Below are 19,747 nucleotides of genomic sequence, written 5' to 3' on the forward strand. Positions count from 1 at the left end.
AGGTTATTTGTCTCTTTATAATATCGAAGATATTATTTGTGAACTCTTCCTATCCAATGCACTAAGATCAATCTCGAATGCATCATCGGTAGTATCTATAATGAAAATCTTTCCGTCGACCCTTATCAGGCTCCCCCTTCCTCTCGTCCTAATTTCAGTGTCTCCCCGGTCTGTACTCACTGTCCAAACAAATTCATCTCCAGTAGTGGTTATTTTTTTGATTCTCATAATCTTAGGTATAAAGTATTTCTTTTCTAGATAAGTTCTCACTTTCTCATACCCTTTGCCTCCTACTGTAGTAAATAGTTTCCCTTCTTTCGTCTTAATTAAGAGAAAATCAGGATTTGAAAGCGGAAAAGGCTTATACATTTCGACTTCGTATAAGACCCCGTTTACCCTTACTCTTCTCTCGTCTAGGATCTCTATATCCTTTACAGGCTCTAACGCGTTTACGTAATCTGAAAATGATGGGGAAGAACTTTTTGCCTTTTGAACTCCATGGAAATACTTAAGTTGATTTTCGAATATAGAGTAGAATTCAGCTCTCTTATTTATGAGTGTGTTTAAGTCGCCTTCTTCTACTATCTTGCCGTTCTTCAAAACTATAATTCTATCAGCATATAATAGCGTGGAGGCTCTATGGGCTATAATTATGACTGTGTTGTCTTTAAATTCCCCCATTATCTTCTCCATTATCATTGCTTCTGTTAAGCTGTCAACTGAGGCAGTTGCTTCGTCTAGAATTATTACCTTAGGATGCTTAAGAAAAAGTCTCGCCATTTCGATCATTTGTTTTTGTCCACTAGATATCTTGTTTCCCCTTTCTCCTAAGTGGGTGTCGTAGGCGAAAGGTAACTCCATAACGAAATCATGAGCTCCGCTAGCCATGGCTGCAGCTATAATTTCCCAAGGTTTTGCATCAGTTTTACCGTACTTTATGTTATATGCTACAGTACCGTAAAATATCGTAGGTTCAGCCCTTATAAGTCCTATTTGACGTCTGTAGTTTTTTAACTCCAAGTGTTCTAATGGGACTCCGTCTACTAGGATCTCACCCTCTGTCGGATCATAGAGCCTAAGGAGGAGTTTAATAATCGTTGATTTCCCAGAGCCACTTCTCCCTACTATAGCCACTTTTTCTCCTTTATTTATTGAGAAGGATAAATTTTCTATTACTTTTTTAGTACCCTCGTAGGAGAAGCTAACGTTCCTGAATTCAAAATTTCCTTTTATATCTAAGTTTACGGGGTTTTTAGGCTCCTTAATTTCGCTTTTAGTGTTAAGAACTTCTACTATTCTCTCCATGGAAGTTAGTGATTGTTGTGTAAACGGTATCACAGCCGTTATAAGGTTTTGTACAGGTTGATAGAACATCGAAGTGTAAGTGACAAAGGCTACTAACGTACCTAACTCTAAAGTGTGGTTTAGGACGGACAGACCTCCTAAGTACCATATCATTACCGTTACAAGGGATATTGTAATTGAAATTATAGGGAACCACCTTAAATTTGTCTTTATAACTCTTAACTGAGCGTCTATCACTTCTCTGCTAAGTTTTGATAGTCTCGATATCTCGAATTCCTCTGATGTGTAAGATTTTATTGTGTCTATGTTAGGTATTGTGTCTGTTAATTGAGACGATATATCGGCTGTCCTCCTCCAAAGTTTGTGGTACGCAATTTTAGACGCTTTTCTATAGCCGATAGTCCCGAATATTATTACAGGCAAAGGTATTAAGGCATAAATTCCTAAGGACGGTAATACAAGGAATAGTGCAACTCCAACTCCGATAATAGTGCCTATGTTCGTTACTATAGAAGGAATTCCCCAAGTTACGAACCATAGAGTGTTATTTATATCTGTTGTAAGTCTTGACAGTATTCTTCCTGAATTATACTTGTCTATAAAGCTTGAGGACATTCCTAAAACGTGTTTATAAAGTCTTAATCTCAAGTCGTTTATTATCCTCTGTCCGTTCATATTTAACAAAAGGCTTTGTAATGCAGAAAGGAGAATATTAGCTAAGTTTACTAATGTGAGGAATAAAATAAGTAGAGGGAAAAGCTTCGGGTTGTTCTCCTCAAATACGTTATTTATAAGGAGTTTCAGTAGGTAGGGCGGGATCAAAGTTATTACAACTAGAAATGAAGAAACAGTTACACCTCCTAATATACGCCATTTATAAGGGGCTAACAAGGATCTCAAAAAGTCCCTTACTTTAACGTCTTTATCCCTCTCTGAATTTAGTTTTACTTCCTTACTTTTCAGTATTTCATACAACTTTAGCATCTCATCCTTCTTTCTATTAGTGAACTCGCAGAGTGTTATCCTCTCCCCAGCGTAGTCTATCTCTATATAATTATAACCGAAACCCTCAACTAATTTTACGTCCCTTATCTTATCGAGGCTATAAGTTATGCCGTCTACGGCCACATTTTCCTCATCTATTAATATTTTTACGTTAGAGAACTTTCTATCCTTTAGATCAGCGGTGAACTCTATCAAGTCTAATAGACATAATATTTTTAGCTTATACTATTTTCTTTTTTCTTACTCATTCGAATTTCTTCAAGTGTTGAAATTCATTCCTCATTATTATTTCACGCACTATAGCTCTAGTCTCTTCGACCAGTATTGGGTCAAAACTCAATTTTTTATTAACGGTAGACACGCATACCTCCTTTAAGTATTGGTCTCTTATATCCCCCAATTCCCTACTTATGTCCTTTAGAGGTTTAGGATCTTCCCCAACACTTTCCGTAAGGTAGTATAGAATTCTAACTTTCTTCCTGAACTCGTGGAAGTCTTCTGTTAGGATGTGGTTATATATTTCACGTATCTTTTCAAAAACTACTAGCCTACTACCGTATATTTTAGGCAGGTAACAACTAGAAATTTTAGGTAGTATTTTTGTCACTTTTAATGCTAGTAGTTCTCTGTTTATCGGAATACAACCTGATATATCGGCATCTCTGATTTTTCCTAGAATTCTTACGGCTTCTTTAGAGTAATATATGCACTCCAAGTTACGGTAAAGTCTGCTTAACGTTAAGGATAAGGTCAGGTATTTTCTCAAGTAAACTCTCGTATCGTGAACTGATTCAGGCGAAGGGTCAAATCTCAGTGCTTTTCTCAAATTATCATTAGCGTAAAACTCTGGTCTCTTTTCAGATTTCATTTCAGTACTTCCCTCACGTATTCGATGATTTCTTTATGGGCTTCCTCGTAGTTTCTGTTAGTTTTAACCACTTTCAGTCCGTAAGTTTTTGAGATCTCAAGAAGATATTTTTGGAAAGTCCTAACGTGGATCCGAAAGGATGTGTATAAGTCCTTATTAATGCATAGGTCTATGGAGGAAGCCAAGGGGTCTATCTTACCGTTTTTCATTATAACTCTCCTACTGATAATACTTACCGGGGCCACAAGAGAAATAGCTAGGTCGGGTTTTATTGCAAACGACAATACGTCACTGATCCAATTCCTATCAAGCCCTCTTGTCAAACCCCATGCCATGAGGGTATAAACGTAACCGTCAGCCAGTACAACAAATCCAGAATTAAGGGCTTCCTTAACGGTGTATTCTATCTGGTCTGCAAGGTCAGTAGCATAAGCAAGGAATAAAGTTATCCTCTGAAAAACGAGGTCTCTCTTAACCGTGTTTAACTTATTCCCTAAAAGCTGGCTGGACTGTAGTCCTATAGTGGTTACTCCGTAACCTTCTTCCTCGAGGTACTTTTTAATACCTTGTAGATGTGAACTCCTACCTGAGCCTTCTACACCCTCTACGGCTATTAAGATTCCTCTTTCCATAAGATCTCACTCACTTTTTCTCTTATTTTTATCTGAATAGATTTAGGATCTCTTTCACCGTCGATTACATAGAAATTCTCTATGGTGGCTAATTTATCGTACACTGAGAGAACAGCACCTTGATATTTAAGAAATCCCTCCTCAGGTTTCAAGTCTGGGAAAACATCTGCTCCTGCCTCGTTCGGTTTTATTTTTCTTCTATTCTCTTTTAACCTTCTCAAAGCCTCTTCAGCTGTAACTCTTACGAAAAAGACTATATCTGGTTTGATCGCGAATGAGTAAAGTTTAGCTACCCAATCTATGCTTAGCCCTCTTACGGAGTCCCTAGCATAAGCGGTGTAAATATATCTGTCAGAAATTACTACGTAACCAGCTTTATACATAGGCAAAATGTATTTCTCGTATCTATCCGCGAAGTCTGTAGCGTGTATTAAGCTGTAAGTCAAAGGAGTAAGTAAGTTCTTCTTTTTAGCTTCCTTTATAATCTCGTGCAACCACTCTGAAGAGTTCCATTCTGTGAGGTAGACTGGAACTCCCTTAGCTTCTAGCCAGTCTCTAAGTAGTTTGGCTTGGCTCGACTTACCTGAGCCGTCTATTCCCTCAAATGCTATTATATGCCCTACCATTTTCTCACTCCTAACTCATAAGCTTCATGAAGCTCTTTCACTTTCTTTGCCTTTACGAGTATTGTGTCCTTATCTATTAACTTCTTCACCTTGTTATAGTACTTTTTCTTGAACTTCTTTGCTAAAGCACATAAGGTAGTAATAACGTTAATTTCGTCCGCAGTGTACCCTGGGATAGTGATCTCCCTAAAAACCTTATAACATCCCATGTAGGGATCCAAGAAGTTAGAGGCCTTCATGAGTTGTAAGAGGTAAAAAGCTGTACTCACAGCTACGTCTTTTGTTTCCTTAAGTGCTTCTCTGTATGAGTCTACGAACGGCTCTACGTTGAAGTTGTAAGATACTCCTTCCATCCAAAATTCCCTTAGCTTGTCGACATTTTCTATTTCCGACTCAATTAGAATCCCCTCACGTAGTCCGAAGGCTGAAGTCATCACTTTATCTTTCCCCATTATTTCCATGAGCTCTTTAACGACGATCGCAGCTGAGTGAATAGTTAAAGCTCTTTCTTTATCAATTCCCGGTAGTTGTGATCTCTCGCTTATACTCATTGATGGAAGGATCTTAGCGTATTTCGCAATTCTTTCATAGCTAACAGAGTAACCGTGAATTTGATCCAGTTTTTCGCCTTCAAGTTTTAAATCCATTTTAGCAATAGCCCTCAGATTTCCACCACTACCAACAAGTATCCCCTTTGATGAGGGCAGGGAAGCTAAGGCAATCCTCACTTCTTTTTTTATTTCCTCGGGGTTTTTGTCCATCATTCTCAGTCCTCCCAAGGGGAACTGGTATACGTCCCTTATCTTTCTCTGAGATACATAGGCTATTTCTAAGGATCCGCCCCCTAAATCGAAGATTATTCCATCCTCTATTGGTAAAGTGTTGATTACGGCTAAAGCTGAATACCTACCTTCTTCCTCTCCTGACAGTACAGTTATTGGAAATCCGATAATACTAGATAGTCTGTCTGAGACCTCCGTTCCGTTACTGGCGTAACGAAAGGCACTAGTCCCCAAGATTTCAGCTTCTTTTATACCTTTTCTATCTAGGAATTCCTTGAATTTACGCAAGGTAATTTCAGCTCTCTTTACGTTCTCCTCGGGTATGGGTTTTCCTTCGCTTACACCTAATCCTAACCTTACGTAATCCTTCAGCGAGGCTGTGAGCCTAAAGGAAAGGTTAGGGAATATAGAATAAAGAGAAAGCCTAAAGGAGTTATACCCAGCGTCTATCACTGCCTTATAATTCATAGTCTCTTCATTACTTTCTGTGTTAGGAGTATAGTAAGTTTTCCTTTGAAGCTGGCCGGATCTATCTCTACAACTGCTACTCCACCTTTCTTCAGTTCAACTTCACCGCCCGTAACACTCTTTATAAATGTAGACAAGTGGGGCTCGTGCCCTACTAACATAATTACTTGTTCTGCTTGAGAGGAGTTTGTTTCCTTCAACTTTTCAATGAGTGTGCTTACATCTTGATCTGGTTCTAATTCTTTAATCGTCTCTATTTTTAAGTCCTCGTCAAGTTCCTCAAGAATAACTTCTGCTGATTGATAAGCCCTTATATACGGGCTTGAAAACACTTTATCTATTTTATAACCCATAATATCTATGAAATTAGCGACTCTTCTCATCTGTTTTATTCCCTTTTTAATCAACTTTCTATCCTTATCTGGTAAGTTTTCTATCTTCGGTTCGGCTTCTCCGTGTCTTACAATTATTAGATGTAACATATGCGGTTTACTCCACATGGGTTAATAAGTATTTAGACATCATAAATACACTATATAGGCTATACAGTGATGCATAGATCTAAGAAACGAGAAAATTTAGACTTAACGATATTTACTTAATTCTCCACCTATAAAAATCTTGAAAAACGAGATGATGTGGGTCAAAAAATTCAGTAGAAGTAGGGATACGCTACATCGTACTTTCTTCTTAAGCTATTGTAGACCTCTGGGAACTCGTTTCTCAAGTATTCCTCAGGCAGTTTACTCAGGTCGTATAAAGGTATGTTTACCTGCTCTTCTTTTCTTTTTTGACTCTTTGATATTCCTAACATTTCTAATCAACTTATACTTAGTTTAAAACATTTAAAAAGTAATCCGCAAAGTTCAAGCTGATATTAACACAACATCTAATGTTTAATATTATTCAATTAATTGTAGAAAAGCCGAAAAGTTATTGTAAATAGTAAAAAAGTTATTACAAATAATAAGTGTGAACAATTAGACAAGCAGTTTTAGTCAGATAAAATGGGCTATTTTCTTAAGGCCAAGATAGAAACCTAACCACAGTAATAAGGTAATAACCACACCTATGAGTATCAATTCTCTATTAATCCTGAGGTAACCTTGCTCGTTAAACATTTCACCAACTAAAAGTGAGGAAATAGAGAATGATAAACCCAGTGATAATAGAGATGTCCTCATACAAGTTAGGAATATTACTAGACGGTTTAAAAACAGAGCTATACATTTGTATACTATTACATCAGAGTCAATGTTACCCTAAAAACGTCGTTTTCCTTAACGACATTAATCACAAATTTAAACTCTTTTGCTAACGGTATTATATCCCTTTGAACAACAGTTATATCATCTGTTATTACGGTCAATTCATCCCCTCTATTCATCTTCCTAAGCTTATTATACACTATCAAATGTGGAACTGAACAGCGCAGTCCTATTAAGTTTCACTTCTGATTTCATCTTTATCAGTTGTTTCGAAATATGAAATTAAAAGTTAATTAACCTTAATAATTATAGTTCATGGAGCTGCAGTTTAATCATGCTGACAAATTGCTAGATGTAGAGAAGTTTTCGAGGCTTTATATGCTTAAGAATATCAGGAAATTAGACTGGGGATATGAAGGAGACCAGGTTATGACTGCATAATCTTCATGTTCGGAATGTTGGGAGGAGTTTACTTAGCAGTGAAAGTGCAAGAGAGGTTATGATTCACGTTGGAGTCAAAATATATTAGAAGATTAGTAGCTCCCCTTGTACTTTCTCTCTTTGCAATAGGTTGGTATAAGTTCAGTGAAGCCACTTTAGCCAATGCAAACCAGATAGCTCTGAACACGGCTAACTTTGCAGTATACGTTCAACAAACACAGTTTGATGGGTACTTGACAGCCACAAGATATATATGCTACGTGATTGTATATGTTGGTCTTGCTCTATTCTGGTATAATCTTGTAAAAGTAGTGGAGATGAAGGAGAGAAATGGTTGACGTAGCTAATATGATGGTATCGGGAGACCATGAGAAGATTTACATGGGTATAGTGACGGCGATAGGCTATGCTGCGAGTGGAAATAAGATCTACATGTTCTTCACTATGGACGCATTAAAGGCGCTCACCGAAGAGAACGAGAAAATAACTCTACCTAACGCTAAACCGTTAAAATACTATGTGGAGAATTTAATGGATATGGCTGGAAAAGACTTGGAAATCGCTGCTTGTGAGCTTGGAATGAAGGTTAAGGGAATTGAGAAACTCGCTTATCCTGTGAAAATAAGTGGTGTATCGGAGTTCGCTTTAAAAAGTAGTGAAGCGAAAATTGTCCTCGTTTTTTAAGTCTTTCTCTTTTCCGTATCACGTATTGTTTTTGGCTAACTATTATATACCAACGTCACTTTGTTTATATTGATATGAAAAAAATTACGTCTATCTCGAATTTGGAAAGATTCCTTTCGAAGAGGCTAATATTTATCTCAATGCCCCCGCTTATAGAATCCTTGTTTAAGAAAGTAACTAATGACAGAATAGTAATAGTACCAACCAAATTTAGCAGTAGGGACGAGCTTGAAAATTATTCCAAAGAAATAAGGAGTAAAAAGGAAGGCATAATACTAGGTAGAGGTTACGTAATAGACCTAATAAGAGGTAAAGTTAAACTTGGTGAAGGTTCGACAACTTTAAGCGGTAACGTACTAGTATTTGGTTATAAAAAAGCGTTAAATATCCTAGAAAAACATAAGATTTCTGATAAGGTAAAAGTCTTAGAATATTCATCTCTCCCTTTCGATAATTGTGTAACTTATGTTCCTCCCTTAATCGCAGAGGCAATAAGACTTCAGGAGAGGGGTAAACTTAATGACCAAATTAAAGTGTTAAACAAGTTTAAGCTATTGCTCTACAAAAAACCGACATCAAAGGATCCGATCGATGCTTTAAAGGAGTCTTATAGGGGAACCAACTTAAAAGAGGACTGGGAAAAGTTAACCCCTAAGTGGAAGGAGGTTATACACTATTACTTAGACTCCTCTCTCGGTCTTTTGCCCGGGGAAAGTGAGAAAGCTTTAGAGAATTTATCAGATTATTCTTCTGGCTACGACATAGAGCTTTCAAGTCCTCAATATCCAGAGTTTGTGGATTTGTTAGATCTAAGTTTAAGGAATCTACTGAACGGGAAAAACGTTTATATCTTGGGTAATTTAAGGTCGGGTAAGTCAACGTTCGCATCTCTACTAACAAAAAGGTTAGAGGAACTCGGGTTCAAGGCTAAGGTAGTGGATTATCATGGTATTTCCCAAGGTTACAAGTACATTGGGAAGCTAGCAGAAGAATTAAACGATAAAGAACCGTTGATCGGAGTTTTAACCTATGATCTATACCGTGTAATTCGCCCTAAAAAGGGTTTAATAATAAAGCCTGGCAGTAGAGTGATATTCTCTCTTACTGAAAGAAAAGATCTAGCAGTAAAGATAGATAAGGGAGTATACGATGTTCCTCTTAGTTTCCTATTAACTTCTGAGAACTTAGACTTTGGCGATTACTTTTTCGATTATATGTTTAACGTGATATTTGATGCTGACCCTAACAAAGTCTTGTGGTATTTACCACTACTGAAACTTGCTAAAGACTATGGTCTGCCGATACCTAGGATGTTAGGTAAAATTTCGTTAGAGATTAGTGGAAGGAAACTTGATAATGAAAAAGATCTAGTATTGAAGTGGTTTTCTGTAATAAACAGAGATATAAAGATAAAGATCTCAGAAGAATATGGAACAGATCTAATAGACGTGATAGATGTAAATAAAATAAAAAAAGCCCTCGAAGAAGAAATAACTAAAAGATTAACACCTAAAAACTCTCTGTCTCTGATTGAGTTATATTATTACTCTCTTATGGATTTTGACTTTCTACAAGTACCGAATACTGGAGAACTTAGTGACTATCTCATCTCAGGGAAAAAAGTAAATAGGCTGATCAAGGAAATTCTTGGAGAATTACTACCTACTTTAATAGAAAATTCTTCACAAAAAATAGAAGAAATCTGTATGTCCCTTAGAACTAGAATCTCAACTTTCAAGAGTACCTTACAAATAGAAAAGGAGAAAATAAATAAGATCATAGAAGATACATTGCTAGCTCCTTATAAGCTCGTCTCTGAAATAAAGCTGGTTTTGAGTAGTGAACAATCACCACCGGATTGTGTTGAGACTGCACTACAAATAACGGTTTCAGCGGTAAAAGGCGGTAGAACCGAGTGGGTTAAGAGTGTAATACCCGACCTAATAAAAAGGGCAAAAGAGAACACGCTTTTTGCAAGACTTTTCTCTATCATAGCATACTACTACCTTATGAATGAAGAAGATGAAAGACTGGAAGAAGAAATAGAAAGGTTACAAGATGCATATTCAATATTTCCTAAATCTTTAATTAAATATAAGAGAGGAGAACTAGCACATTTGGAAGTTCAAGATCCCTTGTGGGCCACGATCTTATTTGGAAGTCTAGCGGATTACGCCTTGTCAAGCAAGGATCTAATAAAGTTTGCTTTTCTATATGAAAAATTTAGGCGGTCAATTGCAAAGGTGAAAGAGATATCGCTGAATAAGGATGAAGCTTTACTTCTCTCGGACTTTTTAATGGCTATACCAACAACTAACTCATCGTTAATCTACAAAGAGCTTACTTTATTGAAGAAGAGATTAGATGCAGGAATTGGATATACATTACTACTTACACATCCTAGTACTGAGTCTGTGAGGACTACGATCGAACTAGCGGAAAAACTGAGTAACGACTGGTTTTCTGAAGTCTGGAAAAGAGTAAAGGAAGGTGATTATACGGATGAGGACTGTATGGATATGATTAAAATGTACCAGCTTAAGTTAATGAAAAGTCTGGCTAATGGAGAGAAGTACGAGTATAAGACTATATTACAAGATGTTATGGATTTAAAGAATATGTGTAATCAAGTAAAAAGCACGGATATAAAGGGTGCAATAGATATGATTACCAATCTTTCTGGTGTTATACTTAACAACCGTCAGGAGGAGTTAATCATTTCTGGGACTTCCTTAGATCTCGCGATATATATTGGTAGTCTAATACTTTTAGGCCGTAAGGATAAACAATATTTCTTTAGCATTATAGCAAAGCAAATAGAAGAAAGACATCCTCCAGACTCACTGGAAGTTCTTCTGGTGCAACTAATCGATGCCTTAATTAATGAAGATAAAAAGCGGCTGGAACAGAAAATAGAGAAAATGAAGGATAACTACTACTCTGCCATGTTGGAAGTCCTTGTTAAAGTATTAACAGACAAGAGAAGGGCTGTACTGGGGCTGATCCCGTATATAGGTATGTGGCACATTACGGGTAATAGGCCAAGAGGCTTACTCTATTAATTTACTTTTTTCTCGATGCAAGTAAAACTATAGCTGTCGTGGTAATCACTACTATAATTATTTCGACAGGATACATAGACGGTATTGAAAGTTGATTAGAAGATTTCGCAGATTTGGTGGGTATACTAGTTGATGTATTGGGCGTCGTACTTTCTACGTTCGTCTGAGAATAAGTTGTCGAAGACGTCGTGGAAGAAGTGGTTGTGGGAATAGTAGTAGTTATATTTGATGGAATTACAGTAGTAGTACTGGTGATTGAAGTAGTTGTTTCCTTATATACTAAGACGTGGATTATAATACTCTCGTTAATAGATCCTAGAAAATTTTGAGCCTCCACTGTAATATAAACAGTTTCATTCTTCGTATAGTTAAGGTAATAAATGTTATCCGTAGTAGAGCCCAAAAGCGTACCGTTTACGTAAACTAAATACGTTGAGGGAACGCTTTCCGACCAATATAATGTCACTATAGTGTACCCGTTATAATACTCTTGGTTTGAATGAATTGAGAAAGGCTGAGGTATTCCCCCAACATATACCAAGGACGGGCTAGAGGTTAACTGGTAAGTAGGTGGGAATAACGAGGCCAAGTAACCTTCGACTTTTACCGTGAATAGGTATATAGTGGTGTTTCCTTCTAATGCTTCACCTATGCTGAGAGAAATACTGGGGGCTGTTGTGGAACCACTGTTGAAATAGACTGTGGACCAGTCGGATAGTTTAAAAACATAGTTATAATAAGTATACTGAGTCTGACTATTTCTATACACTGAGCTAACTGAGACCAGACCTTTATAATAACTTATTACTGTTACAGTACCGGGTACTTGCTTTACGTTATAAATACTGTCGTTTAATACGTTATACTCAGCTATGTAAGAATAACTGTTAGAAGAGAAGGCAATTAGGAGTGTGTGGTTGTTAACTCTTTGGAAGGATGTTGGCTCTATATCTTTGTAATTTGGCTCTATATCTTTGTATTTAGGAACGTGAGTTAAAGTCTTAGAAGATAAGTTATATATAAAGAGTTGTTCAGGAGGTAATGATGCTGAGGATATCGAACCACTACTTAGTTGCAGGATGGATAGCTTACTAGTTGAATTAGCAATAACTATTATGTCACTTGAGAGAACGCATATTGAGATTATGTTATTCACAGGGACAGTGTTATTGTAAATTATTTGGTGCGAGGGTGAAATCACGATCAAGTAAGGCGTTGAGGAGGAGATGTTGGGGTACCATATAACGTACAAATACCCTTTGTACATCGAGAAAGCTTCGGTGAAACCGTAACCTATGAACAGATCGAGATTTCCCCAAATCCCATTGTTGTAATCCACTGAGGCTAAATACGCGCATTTAATATCTGGTGACGATGGGCTAATTGAGGTTATATTAGGAGCGAAAATAAAGTACACGGTGTCGTTTAAGACATAGGGTTTAGATACAACCATTCCTTTAGGAGGGGAATATGAAGGGATACCGTAACCACTCAGGTTGGTTGAGATGGAGTTAATAGAATACGAACCTGATAAACTAGCACTTCCGCTTACGTCTACAACTAAGTAAAATATACTATTTCCGCTAACGCTTTGTTGAGACGCGTCTATATAATTGGCTGTAAATGTAGCTGATATCTGGGCTTCTGACTTAATACTCATAGATATTAAGAGCAGTATCAGCAAAACGACAGTAGAAAACACTATTCTATTATTACATAAGTGTGTTCCCATCGGATCCTATAAACCGTTTTTATTTAAAAAAGGTTTATTGAATAATCTGGCTGAAATATTTTTAAGATTAGTAATATCGAGAGTTTAGGATGTTGAAGATAATTTACTTATATTCCGTAATTATATGAAAAATATATAATAAAAAACCTGGTACTAAACCTATTGTCTCTTAATATAATACCTCTCAATGCGATATTATCGAACCTAAAAATAATAAATATTTTATCTTAGTTACAAAGTTAATATCGTAATATCTTTTTATTGTTCAAATATGTATGTAAAGAAGTAAATTTTAGGTAAAAATGTCAATTCATATGTAAAAGTCTTTTTGCATAATCTTTTAATTCAAAAATTAAATTAACTAATCATGATAACTTCAGCAAGTATAAGTGGAATACTCAACAGAAGGTTCGTCAATGAAGACGTGGCAAACCTTATAAATGCCGGGCTTGTAGATAAAGACTTAGTTAACTTGCTTTTGAACTTTCTAGCAACAAAAACACGATTTCAGGATCTATTGATCTTTAATAATATAAAAGGGAAATAATGTTTCATTACTGAATCGAGGTAAAATCAGCTTCCTTTCCGTATCTTTCAAACCTCCGATAAGCGACGAGATTATAGTAGAAATTTATAATGAATTTAAAGATAAATACTTAAAGTTATTTGAGAAGGAAATAATTGGCTATGAGTTCTCTTTTAAAGCAGTTGAGGAGGGAAAAATAAAGCTTCTGGAGCCCTCCCCAAGAAGTTAAAACTGACATATTAAGCTCTCCTAAATTAATGGGAGTCAGACTGATTGACAGTAAATCTGATATCTCTAGTGAGAGCACAAATTATAAGGAAATTGTTATCGAACCTTTAATAGGAGAAAACAAGGTATTGATTAGTTTAACTTATAGAGATAAAACGATTGACGAGAACACTATTAGATGGTTAGTTATAAGCTCGATGGAGTTAACGAAAAAACTTACAGCTTAACTAACAAATGTTTTTAACTCAGATTATACAGAAATTACCTTCTATACTCTATCATTTATTATTCTTTTAAAGGTCCTGATAACCTTATAAAGTTGACTATAATTCTATATCGAAGACTACTTTTGAATACTTTGTCCTCATCTAGCAGATGAGGGTATATAAAACTCTACGAGATTATCAGTTCTAATAATGTCCATGTAATCCTATAATCTCCAATGCAAGTAATGCTTTTTTCTAGAAAAACCTTCCCTTAGTCAAGGCTATTAATGCATCTAAGAACAAACCGTAATTTAAGGCTTTTATATTATAAATAGAGATTGCCTCAGAAACTGTAGCGTAATTGATAGGATTCAATATGTAAAAATAGTCAGAGATATAGCTCCTTTTTTAAATTCTCTAACTGGACCTACTATTATAAAGATATATTATTCTACCCAGAAAACGTTGTGTTTAATTGAAGATTATATTTGAAGGTAAATAATATTCTGATAAAGCTTCCTACTTGAAACTTATTTAAACTCAAAGGTCATAAATCTTAAAAATCTAAAGAACTTTATCAAAAATATTTATAGACTATTAAGAGAGTTTCACGATAGGTTATGCTCGATATAATACCGTATTTTATAGTATTGGTATTGTTTGGCAGGCAACGAAATGTGGAATAATCGTGGAGTTTGTTAATCCTAAAATACCCTTCAGTCTCATGTCCAAAACGCGGTAGAAAGATGGAGGATGTTGGTTATAGGTACTTTCATTGTCCATCGTGTTGTAATGAGAATGTTCGTGACGTAATTACTGTTATTAATCTGAAGGGGTCTCTGACCCTCTTGACTGCCCTTCAGATGAGAGATGTTAGAATTAATCGATGAGGGGAAAACCCTCGCTGGTGGGGGAAAGTCAGAACTAAATCTAATCTAAGTTTATAATAAATATTTTCTTCTATGTAAATCATCTATTGCTTACAGCTTTATATTTTATTATATAGGTTATGTGGTGTATATAGATAGTAGGATATTAAAATTAAAAATTAGGTGATACTAAGTATGAGGTTATTTTGGTACTTTGATGAACAATCTAATTATTCTTATCATGCCCACGCTATAAAGAACTTAATAACTGATGTTGAAGGTCTTCAAAACGTGATTGTAGCGGAATCATATAGTTTTGGTAAAATGCTAATAATAGACCAACTGATACAATCAGCGGAATATGATGAATACATTTACCATGAATCTTTAATTCATCCAGCAATGATATCTTCAGATAATCCTGAGAGAGTACTAATAATGGGGGCTGGGGAAGGTGCCACAATTAGAGAAGTTCTGAAATATAACGTGAAAGAAGTTGTAGCTGTTGATGTGGATAGAAAGGCTGTCGAGATTGCTGAAAAGTATTTAGAGACATGGCATAAGGGCTCATTTAGGGATCCAAGAGTTAGGTTGGTCTTTCAAGATGGTTTCGATTTTGTCAGACAATATAAGGGAGAGCCTTTTGATGTAGTAGTATTAGACCTTACAGATCCTACTGAAACTTCTCGTTCCAAGAACTTATACACTATAGAGTTTTATAAAGAGGTGAAAAAGTTAGTAAAGGACGTTATGGTAACTCAGGGTACTTCTCCGTATCAATCCCCTCATTCGTTTTCAAGGCTTGTAAAGACTTTGAGGGAAATATATAACTACGTGTCTGTGGGTTTATCTTTTGTCCCTTCCTTTGATACTGTGTGGGCTTTTATCTTCTGTTCAGACAAGGTCAATGTCAGTAAGTTAAACGTAAAGAGCAGACTTAACAGAGTAAAGGGTGAATTGAGGTATTACGACGAAATAACTCACAAGAACATGTTTCATTTACCTAAGGACGTTAGAAAACTCATAGATAGTGAAAAAACTATAGCGACTTTATCAAATCCTATTAACATTATGGAAGAGTGACTTATTTTTTCTTTATTTCGTCACAACTGGAATGCCCTAATTCTTTACATAATATCAGGTCATCTTCCGTAGCGTCTAGTAATTCTATAATAAATTTCTGTACCCTTTCTTTCTTTATTATTTTGTAGTTCAGAGAAGAAAACATTTTGACAGCTGCTATATTCCAACTCCTCGTAGAAGCTACAACTAGTGAAAGCCCTTTAGCCTTGAAATATTCCTCAGCTTTTCTTACCAGGTCTTTTCCGATTCCTTTGCCTCTATATTCCGGCAGAACTCCCAAATAAAATATAGCACCTATGTTCTTTCTTCTCTTTAATTCTGCAAACCCTACTTCTTTTCCATTTACTTTAGCAATGAGGACTTTAGAGCAATTTACGTTCTTTAATGCATAGTATTTATCGAAAGTAGAAAGAGACTTACTTATTAATTCCTCTATATCCATATTCCCGAAGCCTTATCTTCAGTTGATAATGTGTGATAATCAGCTAATAAGAATTACCTTTGTAATCTATTCATAAGGCTCAATTATAAGGTCTAACAAAGAAGACACTTTCAAAAATTTTTATATTCGTTCGGCTATGAACTAATCTTATGCGTCAAAATCTCGTTCTTACAATTATAGTTCTAGGTACATTAATGGCTTCTGTAGATAGTACTATAGTTCTTTTAGCCTTGCCTACTATTACGGTCGACTTAAAAACGAACCTTTACACTTCTATATGGGTCTTTTGTCTTATTTGCTAGTCCAAGCGGTCATCTCGACGCAAGCAGGAAGAATAAGAGACATAATCGGAAGGTCGAAAATATATAATTTGGGTTTCGCCCTTTTCACCGTAGCTTCGGCGCTCTGCGGTCTATCCACTAGTATAGACCTTCTTATAGTTTTTAGAGTAATTCAAGCCTTGGGAGGAAGTTTAATAGCATCTAACGGAACTGCCTTGATTGCAGATCTTTTTTCGCCTAGCAGCAGGGGTAGAGCTTATGGTTTAACTGCTTTGGGTTGGAATATTGGTGCTTTGATCGGTATATTGCTCGGAGGGATCTTAACCACAATTTTCGGTTGGCCATATATTTTATATTAATGTTCCCATAGGTATTTTCGCTGTATTTGTAGGGCTTAGTGAGATTAAGGATGTGAATCCGACAAGGAGTAAGCTTGACGTGACCGGTAGCGGTATTCTAGCTCTAATCCTTTTCTTATATCTTACGGACTGGTCACTATAGCAGGCGTAGGTGTAAATCCTACCGATCTGCTCTATGTGATCCTAGGCTTAGCTCTTCTACCTTTATTTATATTTAATGAAATGAGGGTGGAAAAACCAATAATAAACTTAAAGCTACTAAAGATCAGGTTATTAAGCCTCTCATTATATTCCTTGTTCTTCCAAGGGATAGGAGGTCTCTCTCTAACTTTCCTACTCATCATGTACCTTCAAGGGGTTAAGGGTCTTTCACCTTTATACGCCTCTCTTGTTTTAGTCCCGGGGTACATAGTAGCCAGTGTTCTTTCACCTATTGTAGGTAAGAGAACTGAGAGGACTAAACCTGGGTTATTAGCCTCCTTAGGATTACTGGGTACATTAGCCTCGCTTATTTTATACTTTGCATTACTCACTCCTTATTCCTCACCTTACCTAGTATCAGCTATATCTATACTTACGGGGATAGGTTCTTCCCTATTTTGGCCTTCAAATAACACTGCAATTATGTTTAGTGTGCCTAAAGAATATTATGGAGGTGTATCAGGGTTATCAAGGACTTTTTCCAGTATAGGCACTGTACTGAGTTATGTAATAAGTATAACCGTAGCCTCGCTGTCCATCCCCAGATATGTAGCGTTTGAAATATTCCTCGGTACTAGTTCGTTAGAAGATAAAAAAGCTATGGTAGTTTTCACAGATGGCCTTCACTTTGCATTTCTAGTATCATCTCTTTTCATCATTGTATCCCTAGTACTTTCAGCTCTCACAATATTCATTAAAATAAAGAACTAACTTCATAGAATTTTTCTAATTCTATGCAAGAAGAGTAGTATTAACGCTACGAAGGCTAATATCAAAGCCAGTAAGGTGATAAGCGGTATATTTTGGCTTAAGACTAGTCTTTCAATGATGTATTGGTTTACAACTATAGTGCCTCCTACTGGGACATTATAGGTTCCTTCCCATTCTCCTTTGTAGAACAGAGGAATATATGCGTTAAGAGTAACCAGTTGACCGTTCTTTGCCCAATAGGTAATATTAAAGTCTCCATAGTCTAAGGACACTTCATACTCCAGCTGATAAGGAGGCATTATGTTTAATGGAGAGGTTACATTAATGGTGTTTTTTCCTACTAGTTCAAATCTCTCATGAGGGTTTTCGTATATATACAGTGGTAACTGTAAGACAGTACCTCTTTGATACCAATTCGTAACTGTCGTGCCGTTAGGGTAAGTTATCCTGACTAAATATTCAGGGACGTAATAAGTTGAGACATTTATTATTGGCGGTGTTGAGTTAGTCACTAAAATTTGGACGTTTTTTTGTAAAACTAGAATTTCGTTATTGGTGATGTTTATTATCCTCGGTAACGTTATACTAGTATTCACGGGTAGGTTGTAGGTAATTGCTGAATAGTTAGGGTAGACGATCGTAACCATTACTTTCTCATCATAGTACAATAATATATCGAAAATTTGGAATGTAGTGTTGTTAGGGATTATGAGAGTTCGTCCTTTAACTTTTTCCAAATACAAGTACACGTTACTGCCAATTCTCAGAACGTTAGGTATAGTTATATTATAAGGCATGTCGATATAGAAATCTTTACTTTGATATATACCCAGTCTGTTTATTATAAGACTCTCGTTCACAAAAGTTAAGGGTGGTATAGGAGGATTGTAGTTACTGGTTATTAGACCGTAACTCGGACTACCTATAGTTACTTCTACGTTTCCGTCTGGCTCAAGGATTGTAATTAAGTCTTCAGCCGAACCCGTGGCATTCATTCCGAAGTTAAAGACTGAAGGAAAGGGCTTAAGTCCGCTCTGGTTATAAAATAACCCAAGTTCAGCGTTCAAGGAAGCGAAGTTTGTAACACTGTTAAATCCCCCGAAGACGAGTTCAACGTTTTCCTTTGTTGGATAATTTACAGTGAAAAATGCCTTACCGGGTATAGTTGAGACAATAGCAGTTCTAACTTCAGGTGGTAAAAACCTACTTCCGTTTTGTATTATTACGTACTGATATTTAACTATAGTAAAGGTTTGGTTGTAAACCAACGATATGATTAGATACCCTGCTAAGGGTAACGAGAAGTGAAACACACTCGTGTTAAATTTTTGATTACCGTTATAATAACAGCCTATGAAAAAGGTATGATTAAGTGTATTAAATACGAGTTCTTCTTGTAACCAATTTACACTCAGTGAATTATTAACTGTCCCTCCTAGTTGTAACGTAGCGTAATAAGGTTCAGGGGAGTTTGGATTGAAAGAATTAATAGAATATATTTTGAAGTAACCTATTATTTGGTTTGTAGTTATTGTATATGTAGAATTAGTACCTTTAGAGTAGATTCCATAAGAGGCTAAACCTATAGGTTTAGGAGAAATTTGTGCTTGTGGAGTTATTGCAGTTACTGGAACAGCAGTTATAATGGTTAAAACAAGTAACAATAAAAATAAGATAAATCTTCGCATCGCTATATTTTTATAATACCTTTAAATAAAACTTCTCCTAATTTTAGGTTAACTTGAATTAAAAAATTGTTTTGTACTAAAACCATAAACTGAAACTGATTATTTCTATTCATACCCATTCTGGTCAGGGGCTAAGGTCAAAGAACTACTTAGAACACCAAGAATCATTAAGAGCATTCCAAGATAGAGCGGGAATTCAGGTGACGCGATTTTTACTATTCCCATGAGTCCTCCCGCGAATAGGAAAGCACCTATACCTACTATTGCGCTACAACTACAGAACTTTATGCCTTTTCTCATTTTTCCTCATATATTAATTAAGTTTAACTAGTTTATAAAT

At 36.1% G+C, this 19,747-nt stretch carries 20 protein-coding genes and 1 pseudogene; 8 read left to right on the top strand and 13 right to left on the bottom strand.

Annotation, left to right across the window (positions count from 1 at the left end; genetic code table 11):
- Positions 1 to 15: 15 nt before the first annotated feature.
- The 9 genes from D1868_RS10085 to D1868_RS10125 form a co-directional block, all read right to left on the bottom strand.
- Entirely contained in the window at positions 16 to 2,505 is a 2,490-nt protein-coding gene (locus D1868_RS10085; protein WP_156007756.1) for an ABC transporter transmembrane domain-containing protein, read from the bottom strand.
- A gap of 49 nt (positions 2,506 to 2,554) precedes the next feature.
- The gene (locus D1868_RS10090; protein WP_156007757.1) at positions 2,555 to 3,178 is read right to left on the bottom strand and encodes a CHAD domain-containing protein; all 624 of its coding nucleotides are present in this window, start codon (positions 3,176 to 3,178) and stop codon (positions 2,555 to 2,557) included.
- Entirely contained in the window at positions 3,175 to 3,810 is a 636-nt protein-coding gene (locus tag D1868_RS10095; RefSeq protein WP_156007758.1) for a dTMP kinase, read from the bottom strand. Before D1868_RS10095 ends, D1868_RS10090 begins: the two co-directional genes overlap by 4 nt.
- On the bottom strand, positions 3,792 to 4,436 hold the full coding sequence (gene tmk, locus D1868_RS10100; protein WP_156007759.1) for a dTMP kinase: 645 nt from the start codon (positions 4,434 to 4,436) through the stop codon (positions 3,792 to 3,794). Before tmk ends, D1868_RS10095 begins: the two co-directional genes overlap by 19 nt.
- On the bottom strand, positions 4,430 to 5,686 hold the full coding sequence (locus D1868_RS10105) for a Ppx/GppA phosphatase family protein (RefSeq protein WP_156007760.1): 1,257 nt from the start codon (positions 5,684 to 5,686) through the stop codon (positions 4,430 to 4,432). The genes tmk and D1868_RS10105 overlap by 7 nt, the downstream gene beginning before the upstream one ends.
- The gene (sixA, locus tag D1868_RS10110; protein ID WP_156007761.1) at positions 5,683 to 6,168 is read right to left on the bottom strand and encodes a phosphohistidine phosphatase SixA; all 486 of its coding nucleotides are present in this window, start codon (positions 6,166 to 6,168) and stop codon (positions 5,683 to 5,685) included. The genes D1868_RS10105 and sixA overlap by 4 nt, the downstream gene beginning before the upstream one ends.
- Before the next feature lie 170 nt (positions 6,169 to 6,338).
- On the bottom strand, positions 6,339 to 6,500 hold the full coding sequence (locus D1868_RS10115) for a hypothetical protein (RefSeq protein ID WP_156007762.1): 162 nt from the start codon (positions 6,498 to 6,500) through the stop codon (positions 6,339 to 6,341).
- Between the two features lie 184 nt (positions 6,501 to 6,684).
- On the bottom strand, positions 6,685 to 6,870 hold the full coding sequence (locus tag D1868_RS10120) for a hypothetical protein (protein WP_156007763.1): 186 nt from the start codon (positions 6,868 to 6,870) through the stop codon (positions 6,685 to 6,687).
- 56 nt (positions 6,871 to 6,926) lie between these two features.
- Positions 6,927 to 7,127: a sulfurtransferase TusA family protein gene (locus D1868_RS10125; RefSeq protein WP_156007764.1), complete on the bottom strand. Its 201-nt coding sequence runs from the start codon at positions 7,125 to 7,127 to the stop codon at positions 6,927 to 6,929.
- An 82-nt stretch (positions 7,128 to 7,209) separates the two neighbouring features.
- Here D1868_RS10125 and D1868_RS11265 point away from each other — a divergent pair, with 82 nt between their 5' ends.
- The 4 genes from D1868_RS11265 (at position 7,210) to D1868_RS10140 (ending at position 11,081) form a co-directional block, all read left to right on the top strand.
- The gene (locus tag D1868_RS11265; protein WP_269194906.1) at positions 7,210 to 7,335 is read left to right on the top strand and encodes a hypothetical protein; all 126 of its coding nucleotides are present in this window, start codon (positions 7,210 to 7,212) and stop codon (positions 7,333 to 7,335) included.
- Positions 7,336 to 7,403: 68 nt separating this feature from the next.
- A complete protein-coding gene (locus D1868_RS10130) occupies positions 7,404 to 7,673 on the top strand; it encodes a hypothetical protein (RefSeq protein ID WP_156007765.1) in 270 nt (89 codons plus the stop codon).
- On the top strand, positions 7,666 to 8,019 hold the full coding sequence (locus D1868_RS10135; protein ID WP_156007766.1) for a DsrE family protein: 354 nt from the start codon (positions 7,666 to 7,668) through the stop codon (positions 8,017 to 8,019). The genes D1868_RS10130 and D1868_RS10135 overlap by 8 nt, the downstream gene beginning before the upstream one ends.
- A 74-nt stretch (positions 8,020 to 8,093) precedes the next feature.
- Positions 8,094 to 11,081: a hypothetical protein gene (locus D1868_RS10140; protein ID WP_156007767.1), complete on the top strand. Its 2,988-nt coding sequence runs from the start codon at positions 8,094 to 8,096 to the stop codon at positions 11,079 to 11,081.
- 1 nt (position 11,082) lies between these two features.
- On the opposite strand, the gene D1868_RS10145 is transcribed toward D1868_RS10140, so the two are convergent.
- Entirely contained in the window at positions 11,083 to 12,813 is a 1,731-nt protein-coding gene (locus D1868_RS10145) for a hypothetical protein (RefSeq protein WP_156007768.1), read from the bottom strand.
- A 367-nt stretch (positions 12,814 to 13,180) separates the two neighbouring features.
- On the opposite strand from D1868_RS10145, the gene D1868_RS10150 reads away from it, so the two are divergent.
- From D1868_RS10150 to D1868_RS10165, 3 genes are all read left to right on the top strand, one after another.
- Complete coding sequence (locus tag D1868_RS10150; protein WP_156007769.1) at positions 13,181 to 13,360, top strand: hypothetical protein; 180 nt, start codon at positions 13,181 to 13,183, stop codon at positions 13,358 to 13,360.
- A 236-nt stretch (positions 13,361 to 13,596) separates the two neighbouring features.
- Entirely contained in the window at positions 13,597 to 13,794 is a 198-nt protein-coding gene (locus D1868_RS10155) for a hypothetical protein (RefSeq protein ID WP_156007770.1), read from the top strand.
- Between the two features lie 1,043 nt (positions 13,795 to 14,837).
- A complete protein-coding gene (locus tag D1868_RS10165; RefSeq protein WP_156007771.1) occupies positions 14,838 to 15,725 on the top strand; it encodes a spermine/spermidine synthase domain-containing protein in 888 nt (295 codons plus the stop codon).
- 1 nt (position 15,726) lies between these two features.
- Here D1868_RS10165 and D1868_RS10170 read toward each other — a convergent pair whose 3' ends face one another.
- Entirely contained in the window at positions 15,727 to 16,167 is a 441-nt protein-coding gene (locus D1868_RS10170; protein ID WP_156007772.1) for a GNAT family N-acetyltransferase, read from the bottom strand.
- 149 nt (positions 16,168 to 16,316) lie between these two features.
- On the opposite strand from D1868_RS10170, the pseudogene D1868_RS10175 reads away from it, so the two are divergent.
- A pseudogene (locus tag D1868_RS10175) lies at positions 16,317 to 17,719 on the top strand (MFS transporter).
- A 2-nt stretch (positions 17,720 to 17,721) separates the two neighbouring features.
- Here the strand turns inward: D1868_RS10175 and D1868_RS10180 are convergent.
- Both D1868_RS10180 and D1868_RS10185 read right to left on the bottom strand, forming a co-directional pair.
- On the bottom strand, positions 17,722 to 19,407 hold the full coding sequence (locus tag D1868_RS10180; protein WP_156007773.1) for a thermopsin family protease: 1,686 nt from the start codon (positions 19,405 to 19,407) through the stop codon (positions 17,722 to 17,724).
- Between the two features lie 105 nt (positions 19,408 to 19,512).
- Complete coding sequence (locus D1868_RS10185; RefSeq protein WP_156007774.1) at positions 19,513 to 19,707, bottom strand: hypothetical protein; 195 nt, start codon at positions 19,705 to 19,707, stop codon at positions 19,513 to 19,515.
- Positions 19,708 to 19,747 lie beyond the last annotated feature (40 nt).

This window comes from Stygiolobus azoricus, from assembly GCF_009729035.1.
Lineage (GTDB): Archaea > Thermoproteota > Thermoprotei_A > Sulfolobales > Sulfolobaceae > Stygiolobus > Stygiolobus azoricus.

Coding starts and splice junctions, on each gene's coding strand:
- D1868_RS10090 (WP_156007757.1), bottom strand. CDS start 3,178: ATGAAATCTGAAAAGAGACCAGAGTTTTACGCTAATGATAATTTGAGA.
- D1868_RS10095 (WP_156007758.1), bottom strand. CDS start 3,810: ATGGAAAGAGGAATCTTAATAGCCGTAGAGGGTGTAGAAGGCTCAGGT.
- D1868_RS10145 (WP_156007768.1), bottom strand. CDS start 12,813: ATGGGAACACACTTATGTAATAATAGAATAGTGTTTTCTACTGTCGTT.
- D1868_RS11265 (WP_269194906.1), top strand. CDS start 7,210: ATGGAGCTGCAGTTTAATCATGCTGACAAATTGCTAGATGTAGAGAAG.
- D1868_RS10115 (WP_156007762.1), bottom strand. CDS start 6,500: ATGTTAGGAATATCAAAGAGTCAAAAAAGAAAAGAAGAGCAGGTAAAC.
- D1868_RS10135 (WP_156007766.1), top strand. CDS start 7,666: ATGGTTGACGTAGCTAATATGATGGTATCGGGAGACCATGAGAAGATT.
- D1868_RS10140 (WP_156007767.1), top strand. CDS start 8,094: ATGAAAAAAATTACGTCTATCTCGAATTTGGAAAGATTCCTTTCGAAG.
- sixA (WP_156007761.1), bottom strand. CDS start 6,168: ATGTTACATCTAATAATTGTAAGACACGGAGAAGCCGAACCGAAGATA.
- D1868_RS10165 (WP_156007771.1), top strand. CDS start 14,838: ATGAGGTTATTTTGGTACTTTGATGAACAATCTAATTATTCTTATCAT.
- D1868_RS10170 (WP_156007772.1), bottom strand. CDS start 16,167: ATGGATATAGAGGAATTAATAAGTAAGTCTCTTTCTACTTTCGATAAA.
- D1868_RS10180 (WP_156007773.1), bottom strand. CDS start 19,407: ATGCGAAGATTTATCTTATTTTTATTGTTACTTGTTTTAACCATTATA.
- D1868_RS10105 (WP_156007760.1), bottom strand. CDS start 5,686: ATGAATTATAAGGCAGTGATAGACGCTGGGTATAACTCCTTTAGGCTT.
- D1868_RS10185 (WP_156007774.1), bottom strand. CDS start 19,707: ATGAGAAAAGGCATAAAGTTCTGTAGTTGTAGCGCAATAGTAGGTATA.
- D1868_RS10150 (WP_156007769.1), top strand. CDS start 13,181: ATGATAACTTCAGCAAGTATAAGTGGAATACTCAACAGAAGGTTCGTC.
- D1868_RS10120 (WP_156007763.1), bottom strand. CDS start 6,870: ATGAGGACATCTCTATTATCACTGGGTTTATCATTCTCTATTTCCTCA.
- D1868_RS10155 (WP_156007770.1), top strand. CDS start 13,597: ATGGGAGTCAGACTGATTGACAGTAAATCTGATATCTCTAGTGAGAGC.
- tmk (WP_156007759.1), bottom strand. CDS start 4,436: ATGGTAGGGCATATAATAGCATTTGAGGGAATAGACGGCTCAGGTAAG.